This is a genomic window from Exiguobacterium aurantiacum DSM 6208 (assembly GCF_000702585.1).
Taxonomy (GTDB): domain Bacteria; phylum Bacillota; class Bacilli; order Exiguobacteriales; family Exiguobacteriaceae; genus Exiguobacterium; species Exiguobacterium aurantiacum.
The window spans coordinates 1,470,487-1,489,113 of the sequence record NZ_JNIQ01000001.1; the positions used below are offsets into that span (position 1 = coordinate 1,470,487).

The 18,627-nt window shown below is 52.3% G+C and carries 18 protein-coding genes and 1 other annotated feature (1 of these 19 only partly in view); of the genes, 12 read left to right on the forward strand and 6 right to left on the reverse strand.

Going from position 1 to position 18,627, the window contains the following annotated elements; all coding sequences use genetic code 11:
• Positions 1 to 8: 8 nt before the first annotated feature.
• Positions 9 to 1,025: a PTS transporter subunit IIC gene (locus P398_RS0107785; RefSeq protein WP_029334687.1), complete on the forward strand. Its 1,017-nt coding sequence runs from the start codon at positions 9 to 11 to the stop codon at positions 1,023 to 1,025.
• A gap of 39 nt (positions 1,026 to 1,064) precedes the next feature.
• Here the strand turns inward: P398_RS0107785 and P398_RS0107790 are convergent, their stop codons facing one another.
• Positions 1,065 to 1,397, reverse strand: a complete 333-nt coding sequence (locus P398_RS0107790; RefSeq protein ID WP_029334688.1) for a hypothetical protein — start codon at positions 1,395 to 1,397, stop codon at positions 1,065 to 1,067.
• A 114-nt stretch (positions 1,398 to 1,511) separates the two neighbouring features.
• Here P398_RS0107790 and P398_RS0107795 point away from each other — a divergent pair, with 114 nt between their 5' ends.
• The 6 genes from P398_RS0107795 to P398_RS0107820 all read left to right on the forward strand — a co-directional run bounded on the left by P398_RS0107795 (position 1,512) and on the right by P398_RS0107820 (position 6,493).
• On the forward strand, positions 1,512 to 1,823 hold the full coding sequence (locus P398_RS0107795) for a thioredoxin family protein (RefSeq protein ID WP_029334689.1): 312 nt from the start codon (positions 1,512 to 1,514) through the stop codon (positions 1,821 to 1,823).
• Positions 1,824 to 1,828: 5 nt separating this feature from the next.
• Entirely contained in the window at positions 1,829 to 2,620 is a 792-nt protein-coding gene (locus P398_RS0107800; RefSeq protein ID WP_029334690.1) for a DUF1444 family protein, read from the forward strand.
• Positions 2,621 to 2,668: 48 nt separating this feature from the next.
• The gene (gene ytpR / locus P398_RS0107805) at positions 2,669 to 3,289 is read left to right on the forward strand and encodes a YtpR family tRNA-binding protein (protein WP_024371340.1); all 621 of its coding nucleotides are present in this window, start codon (positions 2,669 to 2,671) and stop codon (positions 3,287 to 3,289) included.
• A 53-nt stretch (positions 3,290 to 3,342) separates the two neighbouring features.
• The gene (locus P398_RS0107810; RefSeq protein ID WP_029334691.1) at positions 3,343 to 4,548 is read left to right on the forward strand and encodes a hypothetical protein; all 1,206 of its coding nucleotides are present in this window, start codon (positions 3,343 to 3,345) and stop codon (positions 4,546 to 4,548) included.
• 86 nt (positions 4,549 to 4,634) lie between these two features.
• Positions 4,635 to 5,942, forward strand: a complete 1,308-nt coding sequence (gene murC, locus P398_RS0107815) for a UDP-N-acetylmuramate--L-alanine ligase (protein ID WP_024371342.1) — start codon at positions 4,635 to 4,637, stop codon at positions 5,940 to 5,942.
• A gap of 98 nt (positions 5,943 to 6,040) precedes the next feature.
• Positions 6,041 to 6,493, forward strand: a complete 453-nt coding sequence (locus P398_RS0107820) for a Dps family protein (protein WP_029334692.1) — start codon at positions 6,041 to 6,043, stop codon at positions 6,491 to 6,493.
• 42 nt (positions 6,494 to 6,535) lie between these two features.
• On the opposite strand, the gene P398_RS0107825 is transcribed toward P398_RS0107820, so the two are convergent.
• Positions 6,536 to 7,648 (reverse strand): aminopeptidase, encoded by a 1,113-nt coding sequence (locus P398_RS0107825; protein WP_029334693.1) that lies wholly within the window; start codon positions 7,646 to 7,648, stop codon positions 6,536 to 6,538.
• 172 nt (positions 7,649 to 7,820) lie between these two features.
• Between P398_RS0107825 and P398_RS0107830 the strand changes: the two genes are divergently transcribed.
• From P398_RS0107830 to ccpA, 4 genes are all read left to right on the forward strand, one after another.
• Positions 7,821 to 8,330, forward strand: coding sequence for a DUF948 domain-containing protein (locus P398_RS0107830; protein ID WP_024371344.1), 510 nt, complete (start codon positions 7,821 to 7,823; stop codon positions 8,328 to 8,330).
• A 28-nt stretch (positions 8,331 to 8,358) separates the two neighbouring features.
• A complete protein-coding gene (locus P398_RS0107835) occupies positions 8,359 to 9,087 on the forward strand; it encodes a YtxH domain-containing protein (protein WP_029334694.1) in 729 nt (242 codons plus the stop codon).
• A gap of 134 nt (positions 9,088 to 9,221) precedes the next feature.
• Complete coding sequence (locus P398_RS0107840) at positions 9,222 to 10,313, forward strand: bifunctional 3-deoxy-7-phosphoheptulonate synthase/chorismate mutase (protein WP_024371346.1); 1,092 nt, start codon at positions 9,222 to 9,224, stop codon at positions 10,311 to 10,313.
• Positions 10,314 to 10,439: 126 nt separating this feature from the next.
• Entirely contained in the window at positions 10,440 to 11,453 is a 1,014-nt protein-coding gene (gene ccpA / locus P398_RS0107845; RefSeq protein ID WP_024371347.1) for a catabolite control protein A, read from the forward strand.
• A gap of 40 nt (positions 11,454 to 11,493) precedes the next feature.
• Here the strand turns inward: ccpA and P398_RS0107850 are convergent, their stop codons facing one another.
• From P398_RS0107850 to P398_RS0107860, 3 genes are read right to left on the reverse strand one after another with little or no spacing between them, the layout of a single operon-like run.
• Positions 11,494 to 12,663, reverse strand: coding sequence for an acetoin utilization protein AcuC (locus P398_RS0107850; protein ID WP_029334695.1), 1,170 nt, complete (start codon positions 12,661 to 12,663; stop codon positions 11,494 to 11,496).
• Positions 12,660 to 13,292 carry an acetoin utilization AcuB family protein gene (locus P398_RS0107855; protein WP_029334696.1) on the reverse strand — a complete coding sequence of 211 codons (633 nt, stop codon included), beginning with the start codon at positions 13,290 to 13,292 and terminating at the stop codon, positions 12,660 to 12,662. The genes P398_RS0107850 and P398_RS0107855 overlap by 4 nt, the downstream gene beginning before the upstream one ends.
• An 11-nt stretch (positions 13,293 to 13,303) precedes the next feature.
• On the reverse strand, positions 13,304 to 13,933 hold the full coding sequence (locus P398_RS0107860; protein WP_024371350.1) for a GNAT family N-acetyltransferase: 630 nt from the start codon (positions 13,931 to 13,933) through the stop codon (positions 13,304 to 13,306).
• 155 nt (positions 13,934 to 14,088) lie between these two features.
• Between P398_RS0107860 and acsA the strand changes: the two genes are divergently transcribed.
• Complete coding sequence (gene acsA, locus P398_RS0107865) at positions 14,089 to 15,795, forward strand: acetate--CoA ligase (RefSeq protein ID WP_029334697.1); 1,707 nt, start codon at positions 14,089 to 14,091, stop codon at positions 15,793 to 15,795.
• 41 nt (positions 15,796 to 15,836) lie between these two features.
• On the opposite strand, the gene P398_RS16110 is transcribed toward acsA, so the two are convergent.
• Positions 15,837 to 18,278 (reverse strand): transglycosylase domain-containing protein, encoded by a 2,442-nt coding sequence (locus P398_RS16110; RefSeq protein WP_029334698.1) that lies wholly within the window; start codon positions 18,276 to 18,278, stop codon positions 15,837 to 15,839.
• A 165-nt stretch (positions 18,279 to 18,443) separates the two neighbouring features.
• Positions 18,444 to 18,627, forward strand: a binding site (T-box leader) (it continues 14 nt past the right edge of the window).

Consider the following 18,627-nt stretch of genomic DNA (forward strand, 5'->3'; position numbering starts at 1 on the left):
GAAGTCCCATGCTCAAGAAAAAAGGCATCACGTTAAGCCCGTCCTTGTACTTCGTGACGGTGCTTAGTTATATGGCGCTCGGTTTGTTCAGCACACTGATCATCGGATTGATCATGAAGACGATCGGCGGTCAATTGGCCGAGGCGGCGCTTGGCAATTTTGGTCCGACGCTCATCGCCATTGGCGACGTCGCAATCGGCTTGACCGGTCCGGCCATCGGTATTGCCATCGCCTATGCCCTGCAGGCACCGCCGCTCATCTTGTTCTCGGCGCTCGTCGTCGGGACGTTCGGCTATGAGTTCGGTCCGGCCGGTAGTTATGTGGCAACGCTTCTCGCCGTCGAAGTGGCGAAACTCGTCTCCAAGTCGACAAAGCTTGATATTCTCGTCACCCCGTTCACGACGATCGCGGTCGGTTATGTGAGTGCGACGTACATCGGAAAGTATGTCGGGCTGTTCATGACGCAACTCGGGACGTGGATTGAGTGGGGGACCGAGCAACAACCGCTCTTCATGGGTGTCGTTGTGGCGACGCTTATGGGACTCGCGTTGACGGCTCCAATCTCGAGTGCGGCCATCGCGCTCATGCTCGGATTGAGCGGAGTCGCCGCCGGCGCTGCGACGGTCGGTTGTGCGGCGCAGATGATCGGTTTTGCTGTCACAAGTTATCGAGATAATGGAATCGGCGGGGCGATCGCACAAGGCATCGGGACATCGATGCTTCAAGTCGGGAACGTCGTGAAAAATCCGTGGATTTTGCTTCCGCCGACACTTGCCGGGGCCGTGTTGGCGCCGATAGCCATCTTACTATTCGAACTAGAGAGCGTTGCAGCGGGTGCCGGTATGGGGACGAGCGGTCTCGTCGGGCCGATCGTCATGCTCGAGACGATGGGCTTCAGCTGGCATACGCTCATCGTCGTCTCGGGTTTCCTGATCGTCGGACCAGCGATTCTCAGCTATGCCGTCTATCAAGTGCTTTTCCGGATGGACCGGATTCGACCGAACGACATGAAAATCGAATATTGAACACAAAAAAAGCGTTTCCTAAGAAGGAACGCTTTTTGATTAGATTCCAAGAAATTGACGGACCGTCTCGACAGTCTCCCGCGGCACACGGAAACTCGCCAAAAATAAGACGAGGAGGATGACATAGATCGGGATGAGAAACCGTTTTCGGACAATCGGTAAGTAGCGGGCCGCCTTTTTCAATGCCTGTTCGACGACATAAATGACGGCGAAACCGATGACGAGCCAAATTAAAATTTCTGAACGTGTCTTATCTGTATCAATAAACAAGTATCCGTAGCGGAGAATGGCGAGCATGCCGATGACACCGACGAGTTGCTCGAGCGGATGCTTCATATCTGGATTCAATTGTTCCCGCGTCCATTTTGTCATGTCGTCACCTTTTTCTAATAGTCTTCGCTCTCGATTATAGCAAAACGTGAGAGCGGAATGTGAGAACGGACATATGCTATCATGAATGGGGAAAAAAGAACAGGAGTGGTGAAAATGAAACAATTGAAAACAATGACGGAATATACAGAAGCTAAACAAGGAAAGAGTATTTTCATGTTTTCAGCGACATGGTGTGGGGATTGCCGTTTTCTCGACCCGTTCATGCCTGAAATCGAAGCGAAATTCTCGGATTGGACGTTTTACTACGTTGATCGTGACGAGTGGATCGAGCTTGCCCAAGAGTTAGATATTTTTGGAATCCCAAGCTTCGTCGCTTTCAATGAAGGCCAAGAGGTCGACCGTTACGTCGGTCGCGAGCGGAAGACACCTGAGCAAGTCGAAGCGTTCGTCAACGGGCTAGGGTGAGCGGAATGGAACGCAATGAATTGAGACGTCACATCGAGGGGCACTTTACGGACGGCTATCGTACGTCCTACGACCGTGAAAACGAGGTGCTTCGCATTGAACGCACGAACGACCGTTTCGGTGTCAACATCCGCTTAGCCCCGCTCGTGGCGAAAACGAAAGTTCGTGGGACCGTCGCGGTCGAAGAAGTGGTCGAATATATTCAAACCGCACTCGCTGCGGATGATGCGGTCACCCTTGCCGGAAATGAAGCAAATATTTATCCGGTCATACGGGCCGCCTCGTTCGCAAAAGAGACGAAACGCGGGCAAGCGCTCGTCACGACACCTCATACGGCCGAAACCGCTATCTTTTATGCGCTCGACCTCGGTAACGGCTATCGGTTGATCGAAGAGCGTCATCTAGGGGAGCTATCGCAACCGCAAGTGGAGGCGCTCGCGCTGGAGAACGTCAAAACGCTGCCGACCGACATGAAGACGGACACGGTCGCCGGTAACACATTCTACTTTCTGTCGACGCGTGATGGCTACGAGGCGTCGCGGATCTTGAATGAAGATTTCTTACGGGTCATGGAGCGTCGGATCGAAGGAGATATGCTCGTCGGGGTTCCGCATCAAGACGTCTTGGTCGTGGCCGACATCCGAAACGATGAGGGATACGATGTGATGCAACAGCTCATGTTCGATTTTTTCACGAACGGACGGATCCCGGTGACGGCACTCGCCTTCCATTATGAAGCTGGCGTATTTGAACCAATTTTTATTGTTGGAAAAAAGAACCCACCAACAGACGCATAATCTGCTAAACTATTTGTGTCTAGTTTGAAAGAAGGGGCGTATTTACGTATGCAAATCAATGCTTTTTATAACCGTGAAGGAATCGGCGACGTTCTCATGGTGTTGTTAAGAGAAGGAGATCGCCATCACCAAATCGTGGAACGGAAAGATGACGTGGCCATCGTCAAGGCGACGGATGGAAAAGTGAACGGCTACAACGTGTTCAATGCGAGTAACTATTTTAACGTCTCTGACTGGCACGGACCAGTCGAATTGACAGCTGAGCTGATTGAGACGCTCGGTGTCATCTTGCGTAAACAAAATATCGAGGCAGACTTGTCCGGCGTCGACTTCACACCGAAATTTGTCGTCGGTTACGTCGAGTCGGCCGAGAAACATCCGGATGCCGACAAACTGTCGATTTGCCAAGTCGAGACCGATCAAGGGACGGTGCAAATCGTCTGTGGCGCACCGAACGTTGCGGCCGGCCAAAAAGTCGTCGTCGCGAAGCCTGGTGCGGTCATGCCGTCGGGTCTCATTATCCGACCGTCTAAACTTCGGGGAGAAAGCTCGCAAGGAATGATCTGCTCGGCTCGTGAGTTGAACTTACCGGATGCTCCGCAAGAAAAAGGGATTTTGGTGTTAGATGACGAATATGAAGTAGGGAAAGCATTTGAAATCGGTCGCTAAACTCGACCGATTTTTTGCTAAATAGGATTGAGTGAAAAAGCGAGGAATCTAGTATGGATGCATATGAACGTTCATTGAAACAACAAGCTGATCGTATTCGACGTGAACTGTCCCAAGAAGGGAAGAAAGCTGCGCCTGCTCCAAAAATCGATCCACCTGACGAGTTCGTCCCGACGGATGTACCGTCACCGATTTACGGATATGCACGCCCGAAACCAAAAATCAATTTACCGGACGAGCACTCCCCGGAGACGAGGACCGATTTTACGAGCGATTCACGCGAGACCGTAACGGAGCGGGACGTACCGTCAGCATCGACGTCTGAATCTTTCGTCTCGGAGAGGTCTGCGGCCGTTGACAAGTTTGACCGGACGACTGTGTTTAACGATACGTTATCTCAAGAACGTGTCGTTCTAGAAGACTCATATCCGGTCGATGAACCGACTGTAGACGAAACAGAAGCGACGCCCCCGATCGAGGCCGAACCGGAACAGACGAGTGCTGAAGAGACGGTGCTCGAGTCGATCCACTTAGCAAAAGAAAGCCAAGCTGATCGTGTGGGAGCTGCAGAACCGGTGACGATGGAAACGGAAGTGTCTGAAGAGACGACACCGGAGTCAGTCGACGAAGTAGAAGCAAGCGAAGCTACGGAACCGGTGACGATGGAAACGGAAGTGTCCGAAGAGACGACACCGGAGTTGGTCGACGAAGTAGAAGCAAGTGAAGCTATGGAACCGATGGCGATGGATGCGAAAGTGTCCGAAGAGACGGCATCAGAGTCAGTCGACGAAGTAGAAGCAAGCGAAGCTATGGAACCGGTGACGATGGATGCGGAATCCCGAGCGGAATCCAATATTTCCACGGAAACAGACAACGGCGAAGAATCGACGAGTGACGACAAGCCGTCTTTAGGCGATGTCTCTATCGTAGAGGGCGGGTTCGCTTCTGTTTTTATGGGGTCGACTGATTTGAAGGCATCGAAACTGGTCGTCCGGGAAGATAAAGACGATGTCTCGTTCGACGACATGACAATCGAGGCGTCTTCTGTCGAAGAAGTCGCGCCGATTGTCGAGGATGTTGCAAAGACATTACAAGCCGAGCCGGAAGCCCAAACGGTGGAAGACGAGACCGAATTGACTCCTGCGGTCAGCGTGTCTTATAAAGCCGAAGGACCGCCGCTCAACGTCATGATGACCCCACAAGACCGGATGGCGATGTACCGAAGCCGTCGTCTTGCTCAAAAAAACAATAATCTGTAATAGCATGACACCTAGAGTTTTGCTATAATGACAAAGGTTTGTCGCATTTTCTTCAAACCGCAATGAATTAGGGGGGCTATTTACAGATGAACCGTTATCACTTCGTCGGAATTAAAGGAACGGGCATGAGTCCTTTAGCTCAAATTTTAAATGATATGAACAATGAAGTCCGAGGTTCGGACGTTGACAAAGCATTTTTTACTGAAGAAGCATTGAACCGAAAAGGAATTGAAATCCTTCCGTTTGATCCAGAGAATATTACCGAGGGCCAAATCGTCGTGCAAGGCAATGCCTTTACAGACGACCATCCTGAAGTCGTCCGGGCCCGTGAGCTCGGGTTGACGATATACAAGTACTATGAGTTTCTTGGTGAATTGGCAGACCATTACACGAGTGTCGCCATCACCGGGTCTCATGGGAAAACTTCGACAACGGGTCTGCTTGCCCACGTCATGCGCGGCATTGAGCCGACGTCATTCTTGATTGGTGACGGGACGGGTGAAGGGGTAGAGGACTCGAAAAACTTCGTTTTCGAAGCTTGCGAGTATAAGCGTCACTTCCTTTATTATCGTCCTGACTATGCCATCATGACGAATATCGACTTTGACCACTCAGATTACTTCTCCGGACTTGATGACGTTATCGATGCGTTCCAGGAAATGGCGAAACAGGTGAAGAAAGGTATCATCGCATGTGGCGATGATGAAAACCTGCAACACATTCAAGCGAACGTACCGATCGTTTACTACGGATTTGGCGAGCACAACGATTTCCGCGCGGAAAACGTGAATTCGACTGACCGCGGGACGACGTTTGACGTCTTCTTGCGCGACGATTATTATGGCGAGTTCCGGATTCCGGGATACGGCAACCACAGCGTGTTGAACGCCCTTGCCGTCATCGCGACATGCGACTACGAGACGTTGCCAAAAGAGCTCGTCAAAGAGCGTCTCGAGACGTTCAATGGCGTAAAACGCCGATTCAGCGAGTCGACGCTCGGTCGTCAAGTGCTCGTCGATGACTATGCGCATCACCCACGAGAAATCAGTGCGACGGTCGAATCGGCACGGAAGAAGTACAGCGGACGGGAAGTCGTCGCGATTTTCCAACCACATACGTACACTCGTCTCAAATCGTTCATGGACGATTTTGCCACGGCATTGGCCGAAGCAGACGCGGTTTACTTGTGCGATATCTTCGGTTCGGCGCGTGAACAAGAAGGGACGGTCACGATTGAAGACCTCCAATCCCGGATTGACGGTGCGCATATATTGAAGCGTGGCGGCACGCAAGTGTTGCAAGCGCACGACACGGCAGTGCTCCTCTTTATGGGGGCAGGCGACATTCAAACGTATCAACGTGAGTATGAGAACCACGCCCAACTCGAAGCGTAAAAAGCGAATGGCTACGGCCACTCGCTTTTTTTGTGTTTACTTTTCTGTCGGGACGGAAATAGTACTAGAGAGCGACATTGGAAAAGGAGATGTTAAGTATGGCAAGTCAAGGCGCACTGAACACGTTGAACAAAGAGGTGGCCAACTATGGCCTATTGTTCGTCAAACTCCATAATTACCATTGGTACATTAGTGGACCGCACTTTTTCACGTATCATGAGAAGTTAGAGGAACTGTACAATTTGATTGCTGAGCTCTATGATGACGTCGCCGAACGTCTACTCATGAACGACGGGGAACCATACGCGACGATGAAAGAATATCTTGAACATTCAACGTTGCAAGAAGGAGACCGTCACGCTGATACGGAGCAAATGATCAAAGATGTCATCGGTGACTTCAAACAAATCCGTCAAGAAATGCAAGATGCGATGGAAAAATTTGAAGACGGGGACGAGGCGATTGAAGACACGTTCGTCTCACATATCGAACGACTCGAAAAAGAGATTTGGATGATGTCCGCAGCGCTCGGCAAAAAGACAAAATTATAACGACAAAAGGTGCGCCTCTCGGGAGGTCGCACCTTTCTTTCGTCACTTCAAGTTTTCTGGATTGAGCGGTTTCAGTTCATCGATGACGAAACGACCGTCTTTCCGAATCAAGACGTCATCGAACCAAATCTCGCCGCCGCCGTAGTCGGGACGCTGGATGTTGACGAGATCCCAATGGATCGTCGAATCGTTACCGTTGTATGCGTCGTCGTACGCCTGGCCCGGCGTGAAATGGAAGCTTCCGTCAATCTTCTCGTCGAACAAGATGTCTTTCATCGGGTGTTGGATGTACGGGTTGACGCCGATAGCGAACTCGCCGACGTAACGGGCGCCTTCATCTGTGTTGAACACCTCGTTGATGCGGTCCGTGTCGTTTGCTGTCGCATCGATGATCTTTCCGTCTTTGAACGTCAGTTTCACGTTCTCGAACGTGAAACCGTGATACGGTGACGGCGTGTTATATGTGATGACACCGTTGATCGAATCTTTTACCGGTGCCGTGAACACTTCACCGTCCGGGATGTTCATTTGACCTGAACACTTGATGGCCGGGATATCTTTGATCGAGAACGAAAGGTCCGTCCCCGGTCCTTTAATGGTGACACGGTCCGTCTTGTCCATGAGGGACACGAGCGCATCCATCGCATGGTCCATCTTTCCGTAGTCGAGCGTACAGACGTTGAAATAGAAATCTTCGAACGCCTCGGTCGACTTGCCGGCAAGCTGTGCCATCGATGGGGATGGGTAGCGGAGCACGACCCATCTCGTTCCTTTCACGCGATCCTCGGTATGCATTTTGCCGATTGTCGCCCCGACGAGCTTTTGCTGATCGGCGGGCACGTCCGACAGTTCATTGATGTTGTCCCCGGCCCGAAGTCCGATGTACGCATCCATCGCTTGCATCTGCTTACGCTCGATGTCTGCCATCAGCTCGAGCTGCTCCCGACTCGCTTGCGTGTATAGTTTACGCAAAATGCGGCTCTCTTTCAGTAAGACGAACGGATGCCCCCCGGCCTCGTATGCTTTTTCGACGAGCGCCTCGACGAGCGCTTCCTCGACACCAAAGTTTTCAATCAGTACGCGTTCTCCTCGCTTCAATTCGACCGAATAATTGATCAACCCGTCTGCGAGTTGTGTGATTCTTGGATCTCTCATACGTCCACCCCTTTAACTTTTTTTAATTTATTTCTATTTTAGTGTAATCGAAAACATAAAAACGGGTAAAGGAATAATCAGACCGGATGGCGAAAACGGTTGTGACAAATCTTTTCAGTCATAATGGTGCTATAATGAAACCACCATATTTTTGAACAGGAGGAATGAATGGATGGAAATCACATTAGGAGGCATCGCGGGACTGATTGCTGCACTCGCGTTTGTCGTACTCGTCTTTTTCTTGGCGCGTGTCTTATCGAACGTGAACCGGACACTCGGTAGCGTCGCGAACACGACAGAGAACTTAGAACGACAATTGGATGGTATTACAATGGAAGTGACGGCGCTCTTACATAAGACGAACCGTCTCGTAGATAACGTGGAAGAGAAGACGGAATTACTCGCACCGGTGGCACACGCCCTCGACGAGCTCGGGACTTCACTCAATGAAGTGACAGAGTCAGTACGGACTGTATCTTCGTCTGTACACGGAGCGGCCGATGAGAACAAAGAACAAATTGCCCAGGCTGTGCGATGGGGTTCGGTCGCCGTTGAATTATTCAAGAAAAATAAAACCGAGTCTGGTGAGCGACCATCGCGTCGCCGCGGTCGTCGGGAACGTAAAGAAGAAACATCTTCAGTTTCGCCAGGAGTCGTTGCAACAGACGACACGATGAAGTAATCACTTAATTCACAGGAGGAACTCACACATGACATACGATAAAAACAACACACCACAACAGCAATCTTCATCAAGCGGTGGCTTCTTAGCCGGCGTCGTACTAGGCGGTGTCATCGGAGCGGCGGTCGCCCTTCTCACTTCGCCGAAGAGCGGACGGGAAGTTCGGACGTACCTCGATGAAAAGACGGCGACGTCACGTGAACGTTTGACGGTCAAATCGAAAGAAGTCCGCGAGAAAGCGGAACCGGTCGTTGGGGATTGGATTAAGGTCGCCAGTGACAAATCAGCACCGCTTCTCGAGAAAGCGGCACCTGTCTTGAACCTCGTGAAAGACAAGGCGCGTGAAGCAGCCGAGTTGAAGCAACAAGTCGATGAGGATGAGTTGTCGATCGAAGAAGCGATGGAAAAGGCAGACCAACTTGTTGCCGAAGCGGAAGCTGAAGTGAAGGAACAACTCGACCGTGCGGCCGAAGCGTCTTCAAATGACTCGGATGAGAAAGATGACTCGAACGAGAAGAAAAATGACTCGAACGAGAAGAACGACGAAGCGAAGTCGACTTCAAACGAGAAGTCAGATGTGAAATCGTCGAAGAAAGCGGACAAAACCGAACCGGATCGTGCAAAGCCGGAAAGCAGCCGCGACGCATCGGCTAATCACGAATCGGACTTTGAGGCGCCGGTCAAAGACTTGCTCGATGATGAATCGAAACAAGAGTTGAAAAACTTAAAAAATGATTTAAAAAACGGCAAGAAATGAACGGAGTATCCGGGGTGACTCGGATACTTTTTTTTGTGGAATTTGTGTCATGGACCTTTTGTCTATGACAAAGCTAAGGAAGTTCGATATAATTAGGTTTCTGGAAAGAACGGCTTAGAAATGAGAGGGTAATTATGAGTCCACAAGATCAATTGAATCGATTACGTCGTGAAATGGATGAGTTGAACCGTGAAATGCTTGATTTGCTTAGTCGCCGTGGCGCGCTCGCAGTCGAGATCGGGAAAGTGAAACGCCTTCAAGGTGTGGAACGCTACGATCCGGTGCGAGAACGTGAGATGCTAGACTTCATCGCGGCGGAGAACCCAGGGCCTTTTGAGACGCCTCGCCTCCAACATTTGTTTAAAGAGATGTTCAAGGCGTCGGCAGAACTGCAAGGCGAAGACCGTGATAAGACGTTGCTCGTGTCGCGGAAACGTCAGGCGGAAGATACGATCGTCACGCTCGACGATGTCATCGTCGGCAACGGACGTCCCCAATTGATTGCTGGACCGTGTGCCGTCGAATCGTTCGAGCAAGTGAATGCGGTCGCCGAGAAACTGGCTTTGTCTGGCGTTAAAATCATGCGGGGCGGGGCATACAAGCCACGGACGTCACCGTATGACTTCCAAGGTCTCGGGTTCGACGGGTTACAAATGCTCAAACAAGCAGCTGACCGTCATGACTTACGGGTCATCTCTGAGATCATGACCCCGGGTGCGGTCGAATCGGCGCTTCCTTACGTGGATATCATTCAAGTCGGGGCCCGCAATATGCAAAACTTTGACTTGTTGAAAGAAGTCGGGAAAACCGATAAACCGGTCTTGTTGAAACGAGGGTTGTCGGCCACGATTGAAGAGTTCATTTATGCGGCTGAATACATCATGGCCAGCGGAAACAGTCAAATCATTCTCTGTGAGCGCGGGATCCGGACGTATGAACGGGCTACTCGCAACACGCTCGACATCACGGCCGTGCCGATCTTGAAACAAGAGACACACTTACCGGTCATGGTCGATGTCACGCATTCGACAGGTCGGCGCGATTTGTTGCTTCCGGCAGCCAAAGCTGCGCTCGCGGTCGGAGCGGACGGCGTCATGGTCGAAGTTCATCCGAATCCGGCGATCGCACTGTCCGACGCCCAGCAACAACTTGATTTCGATCAATTCGACCACTTCGTGGACGGCCTGACGTCGCAATTCCCTCAACTTGATTTGGTAAAAAAGTAAGCTTTCCAATTGGAAACGTTTTATATCGCATGAAGACAGGGTAAAATGATGACAGATACCTGTCTTCCTTTTTTGACACGTTTTTTGAAAATCGTTTGAAAATCACTGCTTGTAGGAGGAGTTTTAATGAATAGTAATAACGTAACAATTTATGATGTCGCACGTGAAGCCGGGGTGTCGATGGCGACCGTCTCCCGTGTCGTCAACGGGAACCCGAACGTAAAGCCGACGACCCGTAAAAAAGTCCAAGACGCGATTGACCGTCTTGGCTATCGCCCGAACGCCGTGGCACGTGGTCTTGCCAGCAAGAAGACGACGACGGTCGGCGTCATCGTCCCGGATATTTCGAACATCTTTTTTGCGGACCTCGCCCGCGGGATCGAGGACGTGGCGACGATGTACAAGTACAACATCATCCTCGGCAACTCGGACTCGAACCGTGACAAGGAGATTCATCTGTTGAACACGTTGCTCGGTAAGCAAGTGGACGGCATTATCTTTATGGGCGGCCGACTCCATGAAGACCTCGTTGACGAGTTCAAGAAATCACCGGTGCCGATCGTCCTCGCGGCGACGCTCAACCAAGGGTATGACTTACCAGCCGTCAACATCGACTACGAGCAGGCAGCGTACGACGCAACCGAGATGCTCATCGGCCACGGCCACAAGCAAGTCGGATTTATCACAGGCCCACTTGAGCAACAAATCAACGGGGAGAAGAAGTTCGCCGGCTACCGCCGGGCACTCGAAGATGCCGGTCTGCCGTTCCGCGAGAACGATGTCATTCTTGGGAACTATACGTACGCCTCTGGTCTCGAAGCTATGCAGAAGATGCTCGGGCGCGATGACTGTCCGAAAGCGATCTTCGCAGGAACGGATGAGATGGCGCTCGGTGTCATCCATGCGATCCAAGATGCTGGTTTCTCGGTTCCGAACGACTTCGAGGTCGTCGGACACGATAACACGCGTCTCGCCACGATGATTCGTCCGAAGTTGACGACGGTCGTCCAGCCAATGTATGACATCGGTGCCGTCGCGATGCGATTGTTGACGAAAATTTTGAATGCAGAAGAAGTCGAAGAGAAGAACGTCGTGCTCCCGCACCGAATCGAACGTCGTGATTCGTTACGGAACGACTAACTAAAAATGCACTTGAGCCACTCGGCTCAGGTGCATTTTGTTATAAGTATAGTGACTTGCGATCATTGGAGATGAACGGCCAAAACGCCCGTTTTGTCACTTCCCAATTCTTTTCCTCGATCTGTTGGCGACGCGGGATATGGTCGAACGTGTACGCCGTATCGTCCCAACGCGTCGGCAACGCTTGATCGGCCTTCGCCTGCCATTGCTCAATCCATTCGGTCGGAATGTCACCACTATATGGCGCCTCGCGCGTCAAACCCGACCACACTTGGGCCCACGCGCGCGGCACCGTCCGAAACCAGTCGTAACCGCCGCCACCGAGAGCGACGAGACGGCCTCCCGTGTACTCATCGGCCAGACGGGAGGCGATTTGAGGGATCTGTTCGAACGTCCGAATCGTCGAAGCGAGGTGTGTCAATGGGTCGAACGCATGGGCGTCGGCCCCGTTTTGCGTCAAGATGATATCTGGTTTGAACCAAACGCACGCTTCACGCAGAATCGTCTCGTAACAGTGGAGGAAGGAGTCGTCTTGCGTGAACGCATCGACCGGGACGTTCCAACTGTAGCCGTAGCCACTCCCGTTCCCGCGCTCGGTCACGGCGCCAGTCCCGGGGAAGAGATAACGACCGGTCTCATGAATCGAGAGCGTCATGACGTCCGGGTCGTCATAGAATAGCCATTGTACGCCGTCCCCGTGATGGGCGTCAGTATCGACGTATAGCACGCGCATGCCATATTGTTTACGGACATGGGCGATGGCGACGGCGGCATCGTTATAGACGCAAAAGCCTGACGCCTTGCGTTGCATGCCGTGATGGAGACCGCCACCGACGTGGAAGGCGCGCTCGAACTTTCCGCTCGCCACGAGGTCGAGCGCATGTATCGTCCCGCCGACGAGCCGGGCCGCACCGTCATGGATCGTCGGGAAGATTGGTGTGTCTTCTGTCCCGAGCCCAAACTTGTTCGCTTTGAGCCCAGACAACTGTCCGGCCGCCGCCGCTTGCACGGCCTCGATGTAGTCCCGGTCATGGACGAGCGCCAAATCCTCTATCGATGCGAGAGGAGGCGCGATGCATTCGTCGGGAGACAGTTTGCCCGAGGCGACGAGCAGAGACGTCGTCAGCTCCAAGCGGATCGGGTTGAACGGGTGGTCCGCATGGAAGCGGTAGGACGTCTCGTTCTCCCCGAATATGTAGGCCGGTCTCATGGGGACATCTCCGGACCGAGGACGTCAAAGCCTTCACGTTTTAGCCTTTCGATGATGCGAAGCGGGTTCATCGTCTGGACACGGAACGAGATGATCCGTTTGTACGGATCGGCCGTCGGATGCACGAAGACGTTGATGATGTTGATGTTCGTCTTGGCGAGAAGGCGTGTCACTTTCTCGAGCGTGCCGGTCGTGTTCTCGACGAGAATCTCGATTTGCGAGCTCGGTTCGAGGGCACCGGTCAGCTGGACGAAATAACGAAGTAAATCGGTCTCGGTCAGCACCCCGACGAGTTTGCCTTGCTCGATGATCGGCAAGCAAGTGAGACGGTATTCATAAAATAGGGCGGCCGCATCCTCGAAAAAGTCGTAAGGGTGGGCCGTCGTCACGTCTTGGCGCATGATGCTCGAGACGGGGTTCTGAAAGTCGGCGCTCTCGCTTTCCGGATGGAACACGCTCGTCGCACCGCTCATCTCGAACTGTCCGATAATCCCGACGACTTGCCGAGCCGGGTTCGTGACGATAAGATGGCGCACTTTATTGTCGCGCATGAGCTTGGCCGCATGGGCGATCGTATTCGTCGGTTGAATCGTCACGACGTGGCGATTCATCATCTGTTCAATCAGCATCGTACCCCTCCTTAGTCATACATGAACCGGCGACGGAGCCGGAGTGAATCGAAATGGTCAATCGTTTCTTGACGGACGTTTTTGCCGATGCGTGCCATAAGACAGTTGGCCGGATGGGACGCGATTTCAGGGTCGTCCGTCGGGAAGAAGACGAGGCCGCCGTGATTCATCATCTTTTCCATCACTTTACGATAGTCCCAAATCGACAGACCGCTCCCTTTTAAATCCCAATGCCAATAATATTCAGTCGTCAAGATTAAGAAGTCGTCCATGTGCGGGTCCATCATGGATACTTCGAGCAGCTGCTTACCGATGCGCTGGCCTCGGAAACGAGGACTCACCTCGATGGCACCGAGTTCAAGGATGTACGGGTCGTTCCCTTCACTCCAACGTTCGTACGGGTCCGGATACAAATATGTGACGTAGCCGATGACGAGTTCGTCGACGCGTGCGACGATGATGCGTCCTTCTTTCAAAGCGGCAATCTCGACGAGTGCCTTCTGTTGATCCTCTGGCTCCCTGAACGCCGTCAACCCCTCGTCCAGACGATACGTCGCGAGCACGTCGCTCTCAATCGGTCCATCGATGATTACGGCTCCGAGTGAGGTTTCCCACACTTTTGAATGATATTGTTTTTCCATGGAGTCACCACCTTTTCCACTTCTTATTATAGCGCTTTCATCCGTCTTGTTTCACGCCGATTTGGAGTTATTGGAAATTCATTGATTTGTCATAATATTAACACTATACTGAAAGTGGTTATACCATTCTTTTCAGGGGAGGCGAATCTTTAACGATGGAGAAATTGAAAGCGTTATCAGGGGAACATCAATTGTCGTCGTATGAAGAAGCTTGTCAGTCGTTCGAGTGGACACAAGCAGAAGCATTATTGTCTTGGAATTTGACCGGAAACGTCAATATGGCGTATGAGGCGATCGATCGTCACGCAGAAGGGGAACTCGCGACGAAGCTGGCCTTGCTCTACTTCGATGGGGATCGGGAAGAGCGCTATACGTATGCAGACATGAAACGAGAAAGTAATCGATCCGGGAACGTTCTGAAATCGGTCGGAGTGGAGAAAGGCGATCGTGTCTTCATCTTCATGCCACGGAGTCCAGAACTTTATTTTATTTTACTCGGTGCGATCAAGCTTGGCGCCATCGTTGGGCCGTTGTTTGAAGCGTTCATGGAACAGGCCGTCCACGACCGTCTGCTCGACTCGGAAGCGAAAGTGATCGTGACGACCGAGGCGCTGTTGCCGCGCATCCCGGTGGAGCAGTTGCCGCACTTGGAGACGATTCTCATCGTCGGCGATGACGTGTCAGAGAGCGGGAAGATCATCGATTACCGCAAGTTGGCACATGACGCCTCGACGGACCTTGACATCACATGGGTCGACTGTGAAGACGGTATGATTCTGCATTATACATCCGGTTCGACCGGCAAACCGAAAGGCGTGCTGCACGTCCATAACGCGATGATTCAGCACTTGATGACGGGAAAATGGGTGCTCGACTTGCAGGCCGACGACGTGTATTGGTGCACGGCCGACCCAGGTTGGGTGACGGGCACGAGTTATGGCATCTTCGCCCCGTTCTTGAACGGGACGACGAACGTCATCGTCGGGGGCCGGTTCAATCCGGAGTTTTGGTACTCGGTCATCGAACGGTTCGGTGTCACGGTCTGGTATAGCGCGCCGACGGCGTTCCGGATGCTCATGGGTGCGGGGGACGAGGCGTTTGAGAAGTACGACTTGTCGTCGCTCCGACACATCTTGTCGGTCGGTGAACCGCTCAACCCGGAAGTCATCCGTTGGGGCAATGAGTCGTTCGGCTTACGTATTCACGATACGTGGTGGATGACGGAGACCGGGGCGATGATGATCTGCAACTATCCGACGATGGACATCAAGCCGGGCTCGATGGGGAAAGCCATCCCGGGATGTGAAGCGGCCATCTTAGATGACCGCGGGCAACCGCTCCCACCGCACCGGATGGGCAACTTGGCCTTGAAGACGCCGTGGCCATCGATGATGCGGAAAATTTGGAAGAACGATGCGAAATATGAAAGTTACTTCTGGGGCGATTGGTACGTCTCGGGAGACTCAGCCTATATGGACGAGGATGGCTATTTCTGGTTCCAGGGTCGTGTCGATGACGTCATCATGACGGCAGGCGAGCGGGTCGGACCGTTCGAAGTCGAGAGCCGTCTCGTCGAACACCCGGCCGTCGCCGAAGCGGGCGTCATCGGAAAACCGGACCCGGTCCGCGGGGAGATCATCAAAGCGTTCATCGCGCTCCGTAAAGGCTATGAACCGTCGGACGAACTGAAGACCGAGATCCAAAAATTCGTCAAAGAAGGGCTCGCAGCCCATGCGGCCCCGCGTGAAATTGAGTTCAAAGACAAGTTACCGAAAACACGCAGCGGGAAGATCATGCGCCGTGTCTTGAAGGCTTGGGAATTGAACATCGAGACAGGTGACTTATCGACAATGGAAGATTGAACAAAAAAGTCGACACCGCGGTGTCGACTTTTTTGTCTTGCTTATTCGTCAGCGTCAGACTCGGCATCAGCTTCTGCTTCTTCTTTAGCTTTCTTTTCAGCCTCAGCTTTCTTCTTCGCTTCTTCTTCTGCCTTTTTCGCGTCTTCTGCTTTCTTCTTCGCTTCCGCTTCGGCTTTTTTCTTCGCCTCGGCATCTTTCTGTTCAGCAGCTTCACGTTTCGCCTCTTCCGCCTCTTGCTTCGCTTCTTCAGCTTCTTGCTTCGCTTCTTCAGCTTTCTTCTTCGCTTCCTCTTCCTTCTTCTTCTCTTCGACTTTCTTCTTCTCAGAGAACGTTCCAGAGTCTTTGAAGTCGTCCGGCTTCACGCTAGACGGTTGAGTGAAGCGCGCGTTCGTAAACGTATCCGGCTTATCCGCATGGACGCGGTTCACGATCTGTGACCAGATCCGTTGCGTCCGCTGGTAGTAAGGGCCGTATGGGTACTTATCGGTCATCCCGAGTTTTTGGTTATCGTAACCAGACCAGACGGCGAGTGTGACGTCTGGCGTCGAGCCGACGAGATACGAATCTCGTTTTAATTGTGTCGTACCGGTTTTGCCCATCCAGTCGCCCGGGGCGTTCAAGAGCGACTTGGCGTACGTCGCCGTACCTGACGTGTAGACGTCACGCAACATGTCGACGACGAGGTAGGCCGTGCGATCGGAGTAAATCCGTTTCTTCTCAGGCTGGGCCTCAAAGATGATCTCGCCTTGGAACTCGACTTTATCGACGAAGTACGGGCTTACGTGTTCGCCGTAGTTGGCGAGCATCGCATACGTCGACGCGAGGTTGACCGGGCTGACTTCACCGACACCGAGTGCCATCGATGAGGCTTTTCGGTTCGTATCCGATACACCGATGCCCATATCGATTAATTTTTGCGTGTCAGCTTCCATCTCGTTCCGCTCTTCATAAATTTTGACGGCAGGAACGTTCAACGATAGTTTGAGCGCGTCGCGGACAGTGACTGGGCCGCGGTACGTTTTCCCTTCGTTGTTGACCGGGTCTTTCCGTTCGCTGTAATCATATTGATAGAAGTATTCTTCATCGATAATCGTCGTCGCAGGTGTGATCATGCCTGACTCGATCGCATTCGCGTAGACGAGAATCGGTTTTGCGGTCGATCCGATTTGACGAGTCATCTGCGTGGCGTGGTTATATTCTTCAGTCTTTCCGTTAATATAGCGTCCACCGACGAAGCCGAGCACGCGGCCCGTCTTGTTCTCGAGCATGACCGCGGCGGTCTGTTCCGGATAGCTCGTCCCGTCCGCATTTTGGTTCGGTCCGAAGTTGTCCGCGTTTTTAGCCGGCTGTTGCATCGATTCGTGGATTTGCTTATCGAGCGTTAAGTGGATCTTATAACCGCCTTGACGGAGCGCGTTGTGTGCCCGTTTCCCGTAAGTCGAACGGACTTCGTTCCGTTCGTTTGGCCCGAGGTCGTTGAGGTTGATCCCGTCTTCTTGTAAGAAGTGGTTCGTCACGATGGCGAGCGCCTCGCGTTCAGCTACGTCAACGAGATATGGATAGCGGTCACGCGGCTTCGACTGCGTCTTCATGAAGTCTTGCGTGATGTCGTAGTTATACGCCGCATCATATTCTTCTTGTGTGATCTTACCGGCGACGTACATCCGGTTCAGTACCGTCTTCATCCGGTTGATGCCGGCTGTGACGTCTTCTTTAATGACTCCGCCTTGATAATATGGCGTGTAAAGGAACGGGTTTTTCGGGATCCCGGCGAGGAATGCCGCTTGTGGCAACGTGAGGTTCTCCGCCGACGTGTTGAACACGCCGCGAGACGCTGCTTCAATCCCGGAGATGTTGCGTCCCATCGAGTTGCGTCCGAATGAGACGACGTTCAAGTAGGCGTTCAAAATCTCATCTTTATCCATTGCTTTTTCGAGACGGAGCGCGAGCAAAATCTCTTTCGCTTTTCGTTCGAACGACACTTCGTTCGTCAGCATCTGGTTCTTGATGAGCTGTTGCGTGAGCGTCGAGCCACCGGTCCGCTCTTCTGAACCGGTCGCTTCTTGCAAGATGGCACGGAGCGTCGCTTTCGGCACGACGCCGTCATGCTCGTAAAACTCGACGTCTTCGGTCGCTAACAACGCGTCGATGACGAAAGGTGACACTTTATCGACTGGAATCGGCGTACGCACTTCATCGGTCGTGTAGTTCCCGATCCGTTCACCGCTTCCGAAGTAAATATCAGAGGTCGACGAGTACGTGTTGATTTGGGACGTCATCGTCTTATAGGCAGGGGTTGGCATGTCCTTGACGAGCGATGCGAAATACCCGGCACCGATCCCGGCACCTAAAAAACCGATGAGGACGACGGAGATGATCGTGAGCAGGAGTACGTTCCACGACACATCGTAAAATACATTGGCGTAACGGCGGGCTTTCAAGGACGTTGGATTGTTCCATAAGTCTCGAATCTTTTGCAGCATGACAGCCTCCTTCATATGGTGTAAAACGATTGCAGACAGTAATATATTCGATTATAGCACAAGTCTTTCACCACCTTATCGTGAATCCACCTTTCGATGCAAGTTTCAATCTTCTAGTTGACAATGGAGAAATTAAACTTATAAAATGAATGACATAGTCCATATAACGATGCGATGAAAAAAGCGAAGTAGTCGGTTGACCGCTTGTCCAGAAAGCTAGTGGGTGCTGTGAACTAGCCAACGTCAACAGATGAATTACACTTTTGGAGCATGCCGTCAGGCCGGGTCGAGACCGTTATCTCTCATGTAAAGTGGCCACAGCTGTGGCAATTAGGGTGGTACCGCGGAA